Origin of the sequence: Neorhizobium sp. P12A, assembly GCF_008365395.1 — a bacterium.
GTDB lineage: Bacteria > Pseudomonadota > Alphaproteobacteria > Rhizobiales > Rhizobiaceae > Rhizobium.
Genome location: NZ_QOVX01000002.1, coordinates 903,561 through 918,648, shown reverse-complemented (window position 1 = coordinate 918,648; position 15,088 = coordinate 903,561). Strand labels below are relative to the sequence as shown.

General features: G+C 60.9%; 16 protein-coding genes. 6 read left to right on the top strand and 10 right to left on the bottom strand.

Annotated elements, in window-relative coordinates; all coding sequences use genetic code 11:
* Window positions 1–281: 281 nt before the first annotated feature.
* The 5 genes from DTW90_RS10485 to DTW90_RS10465 form a co-directional block, all read right to left on the bottom strand.
* Entirely contained in the window at window positions 282–3,746 is a 3,465-nt protein-coding gene (locus DTW90_RS10485) for a chromosome segregation SMC family protein (RefSeq protein WP_149338083.1), read from the bottom strand.
* A 95-nt stretch (window positions 3,747–3,841) separates the two neighbouring features.
* Window positions 3,842–4,606 carry a DsbA family protein gene (locus DTW90_RS10480; protein ID WP_149338081.1) on the bottom strand — a complete coding sequence of 255 codons (765 nt, stop codon included), beginning with the start codon at window positions 4,604–4,606 and terminating at the stop codon, window positions 3,842–3,844.
* 157 nt (window positions 4,607–4,763) lie between these two features.
* Window positions 4,764–5,069, bottom strand: coding sequence for a type II toxin-antitoxin system RelE/ParE family toxin (locus DTW90_RS10475; RefSeq protein ID WP_149338079.1), 306 nt, complete (start codon window positions 5,067–5,069; stop codon window positions 4,764–4,766).
* Window positions 5,066–5,335, bottom strand: coding sequence for a type II toxin-antitoxin system ParD family antitoxin (locus DTW90_RS10470; protein ID WP_132517854.1), 270 nt, complete (start codon window positions 5,333–5,335; stop codon window positions 5,066–5,068). Before DTW90_RS10470 ends, DTW90_RS10475 begins: the two co-directional genes overlap by 4 nt.
* Before the next feature lie 64 nt (window positions 5,336–5,399).
* Window positions 5,400–5,897: a DUF721 domain-containing protein gene (locus DTW90_RS10465; RefSeq protein ID WP_132517856.1), complete on the bottom strand. Its 498-nt coding sequence runs from the start codon at window positions 5,895–5,897 to the stop codon at window positions 5,400–5,402.
* A 115-nt stretch (window positions 5,898–6,012) separates the two neighbouring features.
* Here DTW90_RS10465 and mutY point away from each other — a divergent pair, with 115 nt between their 5' ends.
* The 3 genes from mutY to DTW90_RS10450 are packed head-to-tail and all read left to right on the top strand — an operon-like array spanning window position 6,013 to window position 8,103.
* Window positions 6,013–7,101, top strand: a complete 1,089-nt coding sequence (mutY, locus tag DTW90_RS10460; protein WP_188079929.1) for an A/G-specific adenine glycosylase — start codon at window positions 6,013–6,015, stop codon at window positions 7,099–7,101.
* Window positions 7,102–7,118: 17 nt separating this feature from the next.
* Entirely contained in the window at window positions 7,119–7,733 is a 615-nt protein-coding gene (locus DTW90_RS10455; protein ID WP_149338075.1) for an HAD family phosphatase, read from the top strand.
* Between the two features lie 4 nt (window positions 7,734–7,737).
* The gene (locus DTW90_RS10450; RefSeq protein ID WP_132517862.1) at window positions 7,738–8,103 is read left to right on the top strand and encodes a nuclear transport factor 2 family protein; all 366 of its coding nucleotides are present in this window, start codon (window positions 7,738–7,740) and stop codon (window positions 8,101–8,103) included.
* A 33-nt stretch (window positions 8,104–8,136) separates the two neighbouring features.
* Here DTW90_RS10450 and DTW90_RS10445 read toward each other — a convergent pair whose 3' ends face one another.
* Window positions 8,137–8,595, bottom strand: coding sequence for a DUF6790 family protein (locus DTW90_RS10445; RefSeq protein ID WP_149338073.1), 459 nt, complete (start codon window positions 8,593–8,595; stop codon window positions 8,137–8,139).
* 339 nt (window positions 8,596–8,934) lie between these two features.
* Here DTW90_RS10445 and DTW90_RS10440 point away from each other — a divergent pair, with 339 nt between their 5' ends.
* The gene (locus DTW90_RS10440; protein WP_132517866.1) at window positions 8,935–9,858 is read left to right on the top strand and encodes a hypothetical protein; all 924 of its coding nucleotides are present in this window, start codon (window positions 8,935–8,937) and stop codon (window positions 9,856–9,858) included.
* 230 nt (window positions 9,859–10,088) lie between these two features.
* Here DTW90_RS10440 and DTW90_RS10435 read toward each other — a convergent pair whose 3' ends face one another.
* On the bottom strand, window positions 10,089–11,219 hold the full coding sequence (locus DTW90_RS10435; RefSeq protein WP_132517868.1) for a site-specific DNA-methyltransferase: 1,131 nt from the start codon (window positions 11,217–11,219) through the stop codon (window positions 10,089–10,091).
* Window positions 11,220–11,343: 124 nt separating this feature from the next.
* Window positions 11,344–11,688, bottom strand: coding sequence for an antibiotic biosynthesis monooxygenase (locus DTW90_RS10430; RefSeq protein WP_149338072.1), 345 nt, complete (start codon window positions 11,686–11,688; stop codon window positions 11,344–11,346).
* Window positions 11,689–11,760: 72 nt separating this feature from the next.
* Between DTW90_RS10430 and DTW90_RS10425 the strand changes: the two genes are divergently transcribed.
* Window positions 11,761–12,447, top strand: coding sequence for a helix-turn-helix transcriptional regulator (locus DTW90_RS10425; RefSeq protein WP_149338070.1), 687 nt, complete (start codon window positions 11,761–11,763; stop codon window positions 12,445–12,447).
* Between the two features lie 25 nt (window positions 12,448–12,472).
* Here the strand turns inward: DTW90_RS10425 and DTW90_RS10420 are convergent, their stop codons facing one another.
* Complete coding sequence (locus DTW90_RS10420) at window positions 12,473–13,141, bottom strand: GntR family transcriptional regulator (protein WP_132517874.1); 669 nt, start codon at window positions 13,139–13,141, stop codon at window positions 12,473–12,475.
* A gap of 416 nt (window positions 13,142–13,557) precedes the next feature.
* Between DTW90_RS10420 and DTW90_RS10405 the strand changes: the two genes are divergently transcribed.
* Window positions 13,558–14,250 (top strand): HAD family hydrolase, encoded by a 693-nt coding sequence (locus tag DTW90_RS10405; RefSeq protein ID WP_132517876.1) that lies wholly within the window; start codon window positions 13,558–13,560, stop codon window positions 14,248–14,250.
* 163 nt (window positions 14,251–14,413) lie between these two features.
* On the opposite strand, the gene DTW90_RS10400 is transcribed toward DTW90_RS10405, so the two are convergent.
* Entirely contained in the window at window positions 14,414–15,034 is a 621-nt protein-coding gene (locus DTW90_RS10400; RefSeq protein WP_149338068.1) for a hypothetical protein, read from the bottom strand.
* Window positions 15,035–15,088 lie beyond the last annotated feature (54 nt).

The following is a 15,088-nucleotide window of genomic DNA, read 5'->3' as shown; positions in this document are numbered from 1 at the left end:
CGATCCCGCAAAGCCATTCCGTCCGGCCAGGAAAAACCGGACGGGGGGTTGGAGGATCCCACGCGCGGACATTTTGCCCCTCGGCTCCCAATCGTTGCGCCCAAAGGCCGCTCAGATCTCTCACCGAAGATACCGGTTCCGATCTCCCTCGGAACTCTTCCCGTATAAAGTCAGCCTAGTGCACAAAGTTCCACGCTGGCATCCCCCAATTGGAGCATGCGGCGCAAAAAGCGGCAGGCAAATGTGATTTTAATGGCAAAATTTACTTAAAGTAGAATGACTTACGCCGTCTCGCGCAACTGTTCCGCGGTCTGAAGATCGACCGATACGAGCTGGGAAACGCCCTGCTCCGCCATGGTCACGCCGAAGAGCCGATCCATGCGGGCCATGGTGATCGGATTGTGGGTGATGACGACGAAACGTGTTTCCGTGGAGGCGGCCATTTCGTCCATCAAATTGCAATAGCGCTCGACATTATGATCGTCGAGCGGCGCATCCACTTCGTCCAGCACGCAGATCGGTGCCGGATTGGTCAGGAAGACGGCAAAGATCAGCGCCATGGCCGTCAGTGCCTGCTCGCCGCCTGATAGCAGCGTCATGGTCTGCGGCTTCTTGCCCGGCGGACGCGCGAGGATTTCGAGACCGGCTTCCAGCGGATCGTCGGACTCGATCAATTGCAGTTCAGCCGTGCCACCACCGAACAGATGGGTGAACAGCCGCTGGAACTGCGCATTGACGACATCGAAAGCGGCGACGAGGCGCTCGCGGCCCTCGCGATTCAGGCTCTGGATCGCGCCGCGGAGCTTGCGAATGGCATCGATCACGTCGTCCCGCTCCTTGATCAGGGCGTTCAGCCGATCGGTCAGTTCCTTGCTCTCTTCTTCGGCGCGCAGGTTGACGGCACCCAGGCGCTCGCGTTCCATCTTCAGCCGTTCCAGCTCGCGCTCGACTTCCCTCAGATCAGGCATGGCTTGCGTGGCCGAAACACCGGCGAGACGCAAAGCCTCGTGCGGCGCGACATTGAGCGCCTCGCGGATACGCATCTCGCCTTCCTGCCGCTTTTCGCGCGCTGAAACCAGACGTTCTTCGGCACGGCCGCGCTTCTCGCGGCTTTCGGCAAGCTCAGATAGCGCCACCGTTGCGTGGCGATCGGCTTCGCGCTGGACGATTTCCGCTTCCGCCAGGCGATCGGCAGCAAAGCGACGGGCTTCCTCCGCCTTTTGCAATTCGGTCAACAGGGAGCGGCGCTTGTCGTCGAACTCATCGGGGGCGAGTTCCAGCTCCATCGCTTCTTCGCGCGCCTCTTCCTCGCGGTCTCGCAGCGTCTGGATATGGTTTTCGGCGCTGGCGGCCCGTTGGCGCCATGTGTCGCGCTCCTGATGGATCGCCATGATGCGGCGCTGGCGGGCTTCGTTTTCCCGGTTCAGGCCCTCGTGACGAGCCCTCACCTCGGCCAAGGCGCCGCGATCGGTCGCAACCTCCATCTGCTGCTCGCGCAGGCGCAGGTCGATGGCGCTGAGATCAGGCGCGTCCTCAAGCTCGATGCGGGCATTCTCGTCCTGAAGGGCCACTTCTTCCAGTTGTGCCTGCAACTGGCTGATGGCTTCGGCGACGACATCGCGCCGGCGCCTGAGATCGCCCGAGGCACGCTCGGCCGCAGCCAGCGCGTCCCTTGCCTCAGCCAGGTGGCGGGCAGAAAGCCTGCTCGTCTCGCGAGCGTCCGCGAGACGGCGTTCCTCCGCCCGAATTGCTTCTCCGGCAGCGGCAAGGCGCTCCTCAGCTTCGAGCAGGGCGTCACGAGCAAGCTCGACCTCTGCTTCCAGTTCCGCGAGGCGGTTCTTCTGGGCAAGTCTGAGGGCTGCCGCGCTCGGCGCATCGGCGCCCGTCACGTGGCCGTCCCAGCGAAACACGGCGCCGTCCTTGGTCACCAGGCGCTGTCCTGGCTTGAGCGCGGTCATGAGCTTCAACGCAGCATCCGGCGTAGCGACAAGGCCAATCTGGCGCAGCCGGCGCGTCAGCGCGGCCGGGGCGCGGACATGCGAAATCAAGGGTTCGACGCCCTCGGGCAGAGCCGGATCACCACCGCCGCCGCCATTGTCGGACCAGTGGACCGGCGACGCAGCATCAAGCGGGGATTCCAGATCGTCGCCGAGGGCCGCACCCAGCGCCGTCTCGAAACCGCGATCGACGCGCAATTCTTCCGCAACCGGCGAGAACTCACCGGCAGCAGCGCCGGCGGCAAGCATCTTCGAAATCGTGCGGGCTTCCGTCTCCAGCGCATTCAGGCCGGACCGAGCCTGCTCGACCGGAGCGCGGGACAAGGCTTCGGTTTCGCGGGCGGCGGCAAGTGCTGCCTCAACCGTCTGCGCGGCCGCTTCGGCATCGGCAACAGCGGTCTCGGCCGCCTCCACCATCGCCTGCTTCTCGTCAGGATCCGGCAGGACCTTCATTCTGTCGTCGACGGATGCAAGTTCGCTGTTTGCCTCATCGACCTGACGCTCGAGCCGCATCTTGCGGTCGGCAAGGTCACGGATGGCGCGTTCCAGCTGGTTGCGGCCTGCGGCAGCCTCGGCGCGCTCTGCCGTCAGTGCTGTGAAAAGCCGCTCGCTATCGGCAAGTTTTTCTGCAGCACCTTCGAAGGCCTCGCGGGTTTCCTCGGCGAGCCTGCCAGAATCTGCCAGAATATCGGTGATCTCAGCCTCTTCGGCATCGAGCTTGGCAAGGATTGCCGCATTGTCCTCGACAAGGCGTTCCTCGCGACGGATGTCTTCGCCAAGCTGTGCCAGGCGACGGGTCAGTTCGTCACGACGGCGCAGGATACGGTTGGCATCTTCCTCAAGCTGCGACCGGGCGATCTGCAGGCGCTGCAATGCAGCTGCCGCCTTCGCCTCGCCCTCGCGCAATTCCGGGAGCTTCAAGCTGGCGATCGCCTGGCCCTTAGCGGCCTCCATCTGGATCTGCGCCTTTTCGGCGACGACAACGGTCGCCTGATTGAGGGCGCTATCCGCCTCGGCCTCGGCTTCCTTGGCCTGCACCCAGCGGATATGCAGGAGCATCGCCTCGCGGGCCCGGATATCAGCCGAAAGCATCTTGAAGCGATTGGCCTGACGGGCCTGGCGCTTCAGGCTTTCTATCTGGCTTTCCAGCTGTGATGTGACATCGTCGAGGCGTTCGAGATTGCCCTCGGCGGCGCGCAGGCGCAGCTCGGCCTCATGGCGGCGGGAATGCAGGCCCGAAATGCCTGCCGCTTCTTCCAGCAATTGCCGGCGGGCCTGTGGTTTCGCCTGGATCAGTTCCCCAATGCGCCCCTGTCCCACCATCGAGGGGGAGCGGGCGCCGGTCGAGGCATCGGCGAAGAGCAGTTGCACGTCCTTGGCGCGGGCTTCCTTGCCGTTGATGCGGTAGACCGAGCCCTGTTCGCGCTCGATGCGACGCGTGACCTGGATCTCATCGCTGTCATTGAAGGCAGCAGGCGCCGTGCGATCGGCATTGTCGAGATAGAGCGCCACTTCCGCCGTGTTGCGGGCCGGCCGCTGGCCGGAGCCGGAGAAGATGACGTCATCCATGCCCGAGGCGCGCATGTTCTTGTAGGAATTCTCGCCCATCACCCAGCGCAGGGCCTCGACGAGATTGGACTTGCCGCAACCGTTCGGGCCGACGACGCCGGTCAATCCACGCTCGATAACGAATTCCGACGGCTCGACGAAGGATTTGAAGCCAACGACACGGAGCTTATTGAACTTCATGCAAGCCCTTTCCGGCCGGATGAAGAGCAATCATCCGCGCATGAAAAACGGGCGCACGGCTCCCGCCGTCGCCCGTCTTCGTCAGAAGGCTCGGATTACTTGGACGCTTCGTCGATAAGCTTCGACATTGCGACAATCGACATATCCCCTGCGTAACGCTTCCCGTTGATCAGGAAGGTCGGCGTGGCGTTGACGCCATAGCTCTTGGCGCCGCGCTCGCGTACGGCGTTGACTTCATCCAGAAGCTTCTGGTTCGTCAAGGTCTTCGTGAAACTATCCTCAGTAAACCCGGCGAGCTTCGACATCTGCAGGAGCGCTGCGCGGCCGTCATCGGCAGCGGCCCAGGCAACCTGCTGCTTAAACAGCATGTCGACCATTGCGTAATACTGCTCGGGCGACGAAAGCTGGTCGGGAGCCTGCGGGTTGGTGCGGGCCAGCATGAAGGCGGCCGCAGCGCGCGGATCGAAGGGGAATTCGCGGATGATATAACGCACCTTGCCGGTGTCGATATATTTGCTCTTGAGTTCCGGGAAGGTGGTGACGGCGAAATGCGCGCAGTGCGGGCAGGTCATCGACATGTATTCGACGATCTTGACCGGCGCGTCTTCCTTGCCGAGCGCCATTTCCGGCAGCGGGCCGGGCTTGAGCACGTCGGCCATGTCTACGGTGCCGTCGGAATCAGGCGGGGTGTCTTCCGGGTTGTTGGTGGCGCCGGTGGTGGTCGTGTCCGTGCCGTTGACGCTCGTTGCATTTGCAGCGGACGCCGTTCCCCCGAAGGCTGCAAGGCCTCCAGCGAAAGCTGCCAGGGCAGCGCCGCCCAGCAGGTGGCGTTTGGTCAAGAGCAAGTCAGACATCGGCATTTGTTCACCTGTCGAAAGAGGTCGTTGAATAGTGTCATGCGATATAACGGCATCCTGCCGCTCACAAGCCACGGTTGGCCAACTTTCTTCAAAGAATTGTGACCTGTCAAAGACATTGGGATTAAATTATTGTCAGAATGGGCGCTGACGACCATTCTTAGCTGTTGCCGAGGCCGCCAAACGACGCATCTTGGCCAGCATAGAAGAGCCGTAGAATCTTTACCGCATCTTGTTCGATTCGATAGGCGACGGTTACGCGTCTCTCAAATACAGATATTCTGATATCTTTTCCCAGCGTTTCGCGTATCGGGCCACGGAGCGCCATGGTCTCCAGGCGTTCGCAATGGGCGCGTAGACGCCGAACGAAGGATATGGCCCGAACAGGACTGTCTACTGCAATAAACTCGTAGATGCGCACGAGATCGTTTTCCGCCAGCCGCGCGAAGACGACCCTATATTTCAAGAGCGATCGCCTTTTATTCGCTCACTGTGCAAGGCTTCGATACGATTGAAGACCTCATCAAGGCTGCTCGGCGGCGTATCGTCGTCCAAAGCCTCCTGAATTCTGGTACGCATGAAGATATCCAAAGCGCGTTCCTCGCGATCGAGCGCTCTGAGCGCAGCGCGGATCACCTCACTCGCAGAGGCATAGGCGCCGGATTCGACGCGTTCATCTACTGCCTGCTGTTGAGCGCCGAGGGTCACCGAAATCGGTTTGCTGCTTCTCATTAACGACTCCTGCAAAGAATTACACGGGAAAGTATGACAATGTCATATCGGATGCAAGCCCGCTTTACCGCCCCCGCTTGCCGAGCACCGCCGTGCCCAGCCGCTCGATCGCCTGCCGCAGCTTGTCGCCCTCGATGCCGTCCATCATCGCTTCGAGCTTCCGGGCGGCTTCGCCCTTCAGTGGGAGCGGCTTGCGCGAGCGCTTGGCAGCCAGCGAGACCGGCTTCTGGACGATTCGGATCTGGTTGACGGCGGCGAAGCCGAAGAAGCTGTTGATGCGCTGGATGAGTTCCCCTTGCGCATGGGTGAGGAACAGGGCGCGGGCACCCTCGCAGGCGATCGTCAGCACGCCGGGCTGATAGCGGTTTTCCTCGCCGAAGTCGCCGCGGCGGGCCCAGGCGATCTTTTCCGGCCGGGTGCAATCGGCGAAATCCTCGCCTACGATCTCATCCCAGGAACCGAGCAGCGCCGTGTTGATGCCGGCGCGGCGGGCAAGCACCGGGTCGATCAGGGCATTCGCCACTTCCGAGATCTGCTTCTCACCTTTGCGGGGGTAACTCATATTCGGGGATAACCCATGGACATCGCGCGCTTAAGCCCTGTTTCGCGTCCCGAGACCTTGATCGCCCGACGCAGCTTAGCCAAGTATACGGCACTTCTCCCCGATGCCGCAAATGATGAGCAAGACCAGTTCCGAAATCCCCACAGCCGCCGCCCTGCTTATCTGGTACGACCGGCATCACCGCGACCTGCCCTGGCGCGTCTCGCCGCCGATGGCAGCGCGAGGCGTGAAGGCAGAGCCCTATCAAGTCTGGCTGTCTGAAGTGATGCTGCAGCAGACGACGGTGCCTGCGGTCAAATCCTATTTCGCCAAATTTCTCGAACGCTGGCCAACCGTTACGGATCTTGCCGCGGCGCCGACCGACGACGTCATGGCGGCCTGGGCGGGGCTTGGATATTACGCCCGGGCGCGGAACCTGAAGAAGTGTGCCGAAGCGGTCGCGAATGATCATGCGGGCATATTCCCGGATACGGAAGAAGGTCTGAAGGCACTTCCCGGTATCGGCGACTATACCGCAGCGGCCGTCGCAGCGATTGCCTTCGACCAGCAGGCTGCGGTCATGGATGGCAATGTCGAGCGCGTGATTTCGCGGCTCTATGCCATCGCGACGCCGCTACCTGCCGCCAAGCCGCTGATGCGGCAGAAGGTGGCGCTGCTAACGCCGGCGACACGTCCCGGCGACTTTGCGCAGGCGATGATGGATCTCGGGGCAACGATCTGCACGCCCAAGCGACCCGCCTGTTCGCTCTGTCCCTTCCGTGATGCTTGCGAGGCGCTGCGGCTGCATGATCCCGAACATTTCCCGGTCAAGGCCGCCAAGAAGGACAAGCCGGTCCGCCAAGGTGCGGCCTTTATCGCGGTTACTTCGGAAGGTGAAATCCTGCTGCGTCGTCGTGGGGAAAGCGGCCTTCTCGGCGGCATGACGGAAGTGCCGACCACGGGTTGGACGGCGCGGATCGACGGCGCCACCGGCACGGACGCGGCGCCCTTTGCCGCCGATTGGCAGGCTTGCGGCACGGTCACCCATGTCTTTACCCATTTCGAACTTCGGCTGACGATCTATCGCAGCGTGCTTGCTGCAAAGCCTGCAGCCGATGACGGATGGTGGGAACCGGTTACAAATCTTGACAGCCAAGCCTTGCCAACAGTCATGAAAAAAGCGATCGCACAGGCTATTCCACGCGCATTCAAGAGCCGGGACTGAACATCTAGGGGCAATTCATGACGACGCAGATCAAGCATATCGTTTTCGATATCGGCAAGGTTCTCATTCATTACGATCCCAACCTTCCCTTCAGCCGCGTCATCCCCGACGAAGACGAACGCGCCTGGTTCTTCGCGAATGTCTGCACCCATGACTGGAACGTCGAGCAGGATCGCGGACGCACCTGGGCCGAGGCGGAAGCATTGCTGATCGCCGAGCATCCCGAACGCGAGGAGCAGATTCGCTCCTTCCGCAAGCATTGGCACGAGATGGTGCCGCACCACTACGAAGACATTGTTGCAATCATGGAAGGCCTGATATCAGAGGGTCGCGATGTGACGATGCTCACCAACTTCGCATCAGATACGTTTCGCGAGGCGCAGGAGCGTTTTCCGTTCCTGACCAAGCCACGCGGCGTGACGGTTTCGGGTGATGTCGGCCTGATCAAGCCTGACGTCGCGATCTATGAGGCGCACGCGAAAAGCTTCGATCTGGAGCCTTCGGCAACAATCTTCATCGACGATTCGCTGCCCAACGTCGAAGGCGCCAAGGCTGCCGGATGGCATGCGGTTCACTTCACCGGCGCCGACAAGCTGCGCAGCGATCTCGCTTCCTACGGCATCAAGGTGTGAGCCGATGACCTTCGATCCCGCAGAACGCATCGTCATCTTCCACGAAGCCATCAACGGCATGGATATCGAGAAGATGCGGCCCTTTTTCGCCGAGAACGCCGTGTGGATCTCTGCCGGCGTCGGCAGCCTGGTCGGCCGGGATGCGATCCTCGCCGGTATCAGGCAGTATTTCAGCGATTATCCGGATCAGACCGCGATTAACCATCGCGTCGAAACGCTGACGCCCCTGTCCGGACGTGCAGTCTGGTCGGTGCGCGCCACGCACGCAAAGACCGGCAAGTCGCTCGTCCGCGAAGGGGAGGAGACGATCACTTTCAACGAAGACGGCGAAGTCGTGAGCGTCGATGTCACGGATTATCAGGCATTCTGACGACGATGAGGCGGCGTGGATATCCTACCCGCCTCATGCCCATTGCATTGCGGCCAGATAGGCAGCCAGTACGAGGAAGATGAACAGATCGGAGATCATCGCGATGTTCTCGATCTTGTTTCTGTCGCCTTTCAGCAGATGCTTGAAACCTGCCAAACCATAAAACAGGCCGCCGACAACAGCAGCTGGGACAACCCAGCCGCGTTCAAAAATCGACAGGATGCCGAGCAGGCCGATGGACAGGTTCGCGAAGCCGAGTTCCTGCACGATGACGAGGGCGGCCGGATCCTTGATCTCAAAAATCTTCTGCGCGGTGAATGCAGGATTGATCGTCTGGCGGCAGCCCGCGAGAATCAGCCGGATTCCGACAGCCCAAAAGACCAACCATTTGCCGGCAAGCACGATTAGACTGCCGCCATGGATAACCATTTCCGCGGCAATCGACCCGATGGGAAGAATGACCATCAATAGAACAATCATTCCGAGATACATGATGACCTCCCCCGTCAGCACCCGCTGCGATTGTATATTCTAATCGATCGAGCGAAATCGTACAGGCATCACTTCGGGCACGTCTCCTTCACCCGTTTTCGGGCATGAAAATCGGCCCTTCCGGTAAAAGCCAGATCGTTCATTGGCTTAGGAACCATCTCCTCCCTGGCAAGTTAGTGGACAGCTGCCCGCATCCATGGCGGACAGGCTCAGAAACAATTCAAGGTCAGCCTTGCTGACGGGAGGTAAAAATGGGTCGCGGCATATTGCTCTGGCTTCTCGGTGTTCCGATTCCGCTGATTATCATCATCATGCTGTTCACGCATTGAGGAGGCGGACATGTCGGTGCCTGTCTCTTCCCTAAATGATCCGACCATGGAGTCTTCGTCTTCCGCCGTCAGCTGGGGTCCCATCATCGCCGGCGCGCTGGTTGCGGCTGTGATCTCGCTGCTTTTGATGCTGGTCGGCTCCGGCATCGGGCTGACCATGATCTCTCCCTTTGCGCATGAAAGCAGTTCGGCGATAACGGTTACCGCATCGGCCGCGGCCTGGCTGATCGTCGTGCAGTGGTTCTCGGCCGGCGTCGGTGGCTACCTGACGGGGCGGCTGCGGACCAAGTGGACGAGCGTCCATACATATGAGGTGTTCTTCCGCGACACGGCTCACGGATTTCTGTCCTGGGCGCTGGCGACCTTGCTGGTCGTGGGCTTCCTCGGCTCCGCAATCTCGTCGCTGATCGGCGCCGGAACCCAGGCGACCGCATCGGCCATCGGCGCTGCGGGTTCCGCCGGTACGATTGCTGCTTCTGCGGCTGCATCCAATAACAGCGGCAGTGGAAGCAGTAATTTCTCGACGGCCTATTTTACCGATGCCCTCTTGCGTCCAGCAAACGCGAAAGCCGCCGCCCCGGCAAACGAGAGCAACGAAGCCGTCAGCGCTGAGGTGACGCGGATCCTGGTCAACGGTGCGGCTCAGGGCGAAATCTCGGCCGATGACCGCACCTATCTGCAGCAAGTGGTCGCCTCTCGCGCCGGACTGTCCGATGCCGATGCAAAAGCGCGCGTCGACGCCGTCCTCAAGCGCGTCGACGATGCCAAGGCGGCCGCTCAAAAGGCTGCTGATACCGCTCGCAAGGCTGCTGCGGCAACTGCACTTGTCGGCGCTCTTGCGCTCTTTGTCGGCGCCTTCATTGCCAGCGTCGCAGCCGCACTCGGCGGCCGGCAAAGGGACGAAGACGAGGAGCGCTACAGGCTGAAAAGGTAGACGGCACCAAACGACAGACCATCTCGCAGCATGCAAAACGCCCAGGATTCGTCATCCTGGGCGTCATCATTTCTCTTTCCGGGACTGGAGGTACAAAACCGGAAGAGAATGGGCGATTGATCGGGATCGAGAGATAAGAGCATTTCCGGCTTAAAACGGGGCCACCGGAAATGCTCTTATCTTTTACGCAGTTCCGGACGGAAAGCCGCTTCACACTTTCCTGGAACTGCCTATTCCATCTTTCCCAGATCATTGCGGATGATGGACCGCAGTTCGTCGATCGGGCGCAGGGTTTTCCCGTCGTCGAAATGCCAGAACGTCCATCCATTGCAGGCATCAAGGCCCTGGACTTTTGCGCCAAGGCGATGAATGGAGCCGGCTTCGCCGCCGGAGGCGACCGTGCCGTCGGCGCGAACGATGACGCTGTAGCGCTTCTTCGCATCCGTCAGCACCTGGCCGGGCTTGATCATGCCGTTTTCGACCAGCACGTTGAAGGCGACGCGCGCCTCCTGCTTCTTGCCGGTCATGACCGTCAATTCGGCCTTGCCGAGCGGCTCGACGGCGGCGATGCGGGCCGAGGCCGCATCGATATAGTCCTGTTCGCGCTCGATGCCGACGAAATGGCGGCCGAGGCGCTTGGCGACGGCCCCCGTCGTGCCCGATCCGAAGAAGGGATCAAGAACGATGTCGCCGGGCTTGGTCGATGCCATGATGACGCGCGCGAGCAACGCTTCCGGCTTCTGTGTCGGGTGCGCTTTCTTGCCATCTTCGCCCTTCAGGCGCTCACTGCCGCTGCAGATCGGGAACAGCCAATCGGAGCGCATCTGCACATCGTCATTGGCGGCCTTCAACGCATCGTAGTTGAAGGTGTAACCCTTGGCCTTGGCGTTCGGGCTTGCCCAGATCATCGTTTCATGGGCGTTCTGGAAGCGACGACCCTTGAAATTCGGCATCGGATTGGTCTTGCGCCAGACGATGTCGTTGAGGATCCAGAAATTCAGGTCCTGCAGCGTGGCGCCGACGCGGAAGATATTGTGATAGGAACCGATCACCCAGATCGTGCCCGTCGGCTTCAAAACGCGGCGGCAGGCAAGCAGCCACGCACGCGTGAAGGCATCATAGACCTCGAAGGAAGCGAACTGGTCCCACTCGTCATCGACGGCATCGACAAGCGACTGGTCCGGCCGGTGCAGCGTGCCGCCGAGCTGAAGATTATACGGTGGGTCGGCAAAGATGACGTCGACGGAATGAGTTGGCAAGGCTTCAAGGGCCGCAACGCAATCGCCCTTGATGATCGTGTCGACCCAAGAAGCCGGATTGACTGACTTCTTGAGCTCGGCAAGCGGGAAAACTGACGCCATATGATACTCGCTCTTACACTTTACGCATTACGCTTTACTGGAGCGTTATGGTTACCCAAGTTGGTTACCAAAGGCTAAAGCATGGAACGATTTGGGAAATTTTTCTTCCGAACTTCCTAATTCGCTAGTTGTGAATTTCCTTGCTGTCCGCCGGCGCTTCCAGCCTTTCGTTCATTCCGTAGTCGCGAACCACGTGGCCTATACGCAGGCGATAATCGGCGAAAATGCCGTTGCGACCGGCTTTCTGCGCCGCGCGGTGCTCCTCGAGATTGCGCCATTTGCGGATTGCTTCCTCGTCGCGCCAGAAAGACAGCGACAGGATCTTGCCGCGAAGCGTGAGGCTTTCGAAACGCTCGATCGAGATGAATCCGTCGATGGTTTCGAGCTGAGGGCGAAGCTCGCCGGCGAGGTCGAGATAGTGGTGGCGTTCGCCGAGACAGGGAACGACTTCGAAGATGACGGCAATCATGGTTTTCTCCTTTGAGGTCGGAGCCGGTTTTCGCATGTTGCGCGGCGAGCATGCTTCGGTTACGATCGAAGTATGAAGGAAGGACCCAACATAGCCCAGATCGGGGCGCTGATCGGCGACCCTGCACGGGCGAATATGCTGTCCGCACTGATGGCCGGCAAGGCATTGACGGCGACCGAGCTTGCGGAAGCCGGCGGGATCACCCTGCAGACGGCGAGCGGGCATCTTTCCAAGCTGGAGGCCGGCGGTCTCATCAGCCAGCGCAAACAGGGACGCCATCGCTATTTCGCGCTGGCGGACGAGGCTGTCGGCAAGTTGCTGGAGGGAATCATGGGTTTTGCCGCCAGCCGCGGACACCTGCGCCATCAGCCCGGACCGAAGGAGCCGGCGCTTCGAAAGGCGCGTATCTGCTACGATCACCTCGCCGGCGATTATGGAGTGCGCATGCTCGACAGCCTGATTTCTGCCGGCGCCATCTCGACATCTGGCGAAAAACTCGAACTGACCGGGGATGGCGAAGCGCATCTCAAATCGATCGGCATCGACGTGACCGGGCTGAAATCAAGCCGCCGGCCGCTTTGCCGCTCGTGTCTCGACTGGAGCGAGCGGAGGGCGCATCTGGCCGGCAGCCTCGGCAAGGCGCTGCTTTCGAATTTCTTCGAGAGAGGCTGGGCAAGGCGGTCGCAGAACAGTCGCTCCATCCTCTTCACCTCCGAGGGCGAGCGGCAGTTTCTTCTGCTATTTCCGCTGGAAGCCTGAGTCGGCCCATAAGGATTTCGGATGATTAACCGACGATCGCAAAAGCGTCGCGCGTCGTGCCCATCGGCGTGCGCACGGGAGAGCGGCCGATCCATTGCACATGCTTCTGAAGAATTGCAGCGGCCTCTTCCGTCCGGCCCTGCCGAAGGGCCGAGATGATGGCGCGGTGGTCTTGATCGGTCCGCTTTTCCCAGCCGGATTGCCAGGCCGAGAACAGAAACCTCGCGCTCGCCGCATGCAGGTCGTCGATCGAGGCGAGCAGGCGCTTCATCCCGCAGGGCGCGAGGATCAGTCGATGGAAGCGACGATTGGCCGCCTCCCAGGCATGGACATCGGCAGCAGCATCGCCTTCGCGCGTCGCTTCCTCCGCCTCTTCCAGAATGGCTGGCGTTATATGCTGGGCGGCATGGCGCAAGGCCAGCACTTCGAGGGCGGCGCGCATCTCTGCCACCTCCCTCACCTCCTTGAGATCGAAGGAGGCGACCCGCACCCCGCGACGCGGCAAGCTGATCGCCAGCCCCTGAGCCTCCAGCCGGCGGAAAGCCTCGCGAACCGGCACATGGCTGGTCGAAAATTCCTCGGCGATATGGTCCTGCCTGAGGCGGGTATCGGGCGCGAGCTCGCCCCGGATGATGCGCTCGGCAAGCACCCGGCTGATACGGCCCGCAATCGTGTCTTCGGCATCCTTGCCCATATGCGTTCCTTAGAGCCTTTCCGGGTTTTATTGAAGCATTCTGTTGGCTCAAACGGAGTCGGATGGTCGCCCGGCCGGCGGGCGTCGTGGCCAAAGCATACGGCCAAGCTGGCCGGGCGATCAGGCGGCCCGTTTCAGCCAACCCGAAGGGCCGGGCATCTTTGAGCCAGGATCAGAGGCGATCGGCTCGGACGTACCAGGGGGTATGCCCTTCGCCAATCGCCTCTGCCCTGTCACAAACCTGCTCCGGCAGAATGCTTCAATAAAACCCGGAAAGGCTCTAAATAGCGTCACGGAACTTGTCGAGCGTACAAAACCATTTCAATCAGCGCAGTTCTGCTATGCCTTGTCGGCGGTTGAGCTTTGAACAGCCTTCGTGTAAAGCCGCACGATCTTCCCAAAAGGTATGGCGTGACATGAGCACCGGCTTCGACCTCATCATATTCGACTGTGACGGCGTTCTGGTCGATTCGGAAATCATTGCAGCGGACGTGGAATCCAAGCTTCTGACCGAGGCGGGCTATCCGATCGGCGCCGAGGAAATGGGCGAGCGTTTCGCTGGCATGACCTGGCGCAACATCCTCCTGCAGATCGAGCGCGAGGCAAGCATTCCGCTGTCTGCGACGCTTCTCGACAAGTCCGAGAAGATCCTCGACGTCAGGCTCGCAAACGAGGTCAAGGCCATTCCGGGCATACCCCTCGCCTTGTCGCGCCTCGACATGCCGCGCTGCATCTGTTCGAATTCCAGTTCCGAGCGCCTCGACATGATGCTTGGCAAGGTCGGCCTCAAGCAGCTCTTTGCGCCGCATATCTATTCCGCCAAGGATCTTGGTCCGGATCGCGCCAAGCCGAAGCCGGATATCTTCCTTTATGGCGCCGAGCAGTTCGACATGCCGCCCTCGCAAGTCATCGTGGTCGAGGATTCCGTACACGGCGTCCATGCTGCACGCGCAGCCGGCATGCGGGTGATCGGCTTTACCGGCGCATCGCACACCTATCCATCGCACGCAGACCGGCTGACGGATGCCGGCGCCGAAACAGTGATTGCGCGCATGGCTGACCTTCCCGGCGTCGTAGCGGCGCTCGCGGAATGGGACGGGGTTTTCTAATTTCCAGATCTTTGGGTTGAGGACACCGGTAGGATATCGAATCAGGCCGGAGCCCCGCCCCCTCAATTCCTCGTCATTCTCGGCCATCTCGGCCCGGCGGATCTATCTCCGCCGGTTAAATTTCGATGAGCCTTTACAGATGACAGCAGTCGCGAGGACTGCCTTACTTCTTTTTCGTGTGACCCTTCGTCGGCTTTGTCGCCTTCGGCGTCTCGTCCGCGAAGCCGACATAGACGGTGACGAAACCGCCCGAGCCGCCGGTCACGGAAATCCTGTCATCGGTGAACAGGAATTGTGCCGTCGACTGCCCGGGAGGAATCTGGGCCTGGAAGTTGACCGGCTCGTCATAGAGCGACGTCGTGCCATCGAGGACGGACACATGAATTGGCAGCGTCACCGTGCCGGCGCTACCCATCGGCCCGGCAACGAGCCGGCCCTGGACAGCAACCGAAATTTTCAGGTTCGCGCCGTCAGTCGAGCAGGAGCGCGTTCCCTGGGCAAGCGAGGCCTGGTACATCAGCTGGTTCGGATCATCCTTCGCGCCCTTGGCATAGGAGTGATAGACGGATGCCTCGTCGCGGATCACGATCTGGGGGCACTTGCCTGCTATGACAGGGGGAAGGCTGCCCGCCGGTGCGGCAGCCGCGGTCGCGCTGCTGGCCTGAGGTGCCACCGTCACATCCGTTGCGGGCTGCTTGTCGCCGCCAAAACCGAGAGAGTTGCAACCGGCCAAAATTGCCAGAAGTGATGCCGAGAAGAGAACGCGAGATACCCTGCCAAACACGATTATTTCACCCTCTGCCTGTAATTCATATTATCCGCCCTCGGCTTTGCCACC

What these genes read in the sequence shown, in the direction of transcription:
- DTW90_RS10485 (WP_149338083.1), bottom strand. Translation starts at nt 3,746, where the DNA reads ATGAAGTTCAATAAGCTCCGTGTCGTTGGCTTCAAATCCTTCGTCGAG.
- DTW90_RS10435 (WP_132517868.1), bottom strand. Translation starts at nt 11,219, where the DNA reads ATGGCGTCAGTTTTCCCGCTTGCCGAGCTCAAGAAGTCAGTCAATCCG.
- DTW90_RS10420 (WP_132517874.1), bottom strand. Translation starts at nt 13,141, where the DNA reads ATGGGCAAGGATGCCGAAGACACGATTGCGGGCCGTATCAGCCGGGTG.
- DTW90_RS10455 (WP_149338075.1), top strand. Translation starts at nt 7,119, where the DNA reads ATGACGACGCAGATCAAGCATATCGTTTTCGATATCGGCAAGGTTCTC.
- DTW90_RS10480 (WP_149338081.1), bottom strand. Translation starts at nt 4,606, where the DNA reads ATGCCGATGTCTGACTTGCTCTTGACCAAACGCCACCTGCTGGGCGGC.
- DTW90_RS10425 (WP_149338070.1), top strand. Translation starts at nt 11,761, where the DNA reads ATGAAGGAAGGACCCAACATAGCCCAGATCGGGGCGCTGATCGGCGAC.
- DTW90_RS10405 (WP_132517876.1), top strand. Translation starts at nt 13,558, where the DNA reads ATGAGCACCGGCTTCGACCTCATCATATTCGACTGTGACGGCGTTCTG.
- DTW90_RS10470 (WP_132517854.1), bottom strand. Translation starts at nt 5,335, where the DNA reads ATGAGAAGCAGCAAACCGATTTCGGTGACCCTCGGCGCTCAACAGCAG.
- DTW90_RS10445 (WP_149338073.1), bottom strand. Translation starts at nt 8,595, where the DNA reads ATGTATCTCGGAATGATTGTTCTATTGATGGTCATTCTTCCCATCGGG.
- DTW90_RS10450 (WP_132517862.1), top strand. Translation starts at nt 7,738, where the DNA reads ATGACCTTCGATCCCGCAGAACGCATCGTCATCTTCCACGAAGCCATC.
- DTW90_RS10430 (WP_149338072.1), bottom strand. Translation starts at nt 11,688, where the DNA reads ATGATTGCCGTCATCTTCGAAGTCGTTCCCTGTCTCGGCGAACGCCAC.
- DTW90_RS10440 (WP_132517866.1), top strand. Translation starts at nt 8,935, where the DNA reads ATGTCGGTGCCTGTCTCTTCCCTAAATGATCCGACCATGGAGTCTTCG.
- mutY (WP_188079929.1), top strand. Translation starts at nt 6,013, where the DNA reads ATGAGCAAGACCAGTTCCGAAATCCCCACAGCCGCCGCCCTGCTTATC.
- DTW90_RS10465 (WP_132517856.1), bottom strand. Translation starts at nt 5,897, where the DNA reads ATGAGTTACCCCCGCAAAGGTGAGAAGCAGATCTCGGAAGTGGCGAAT.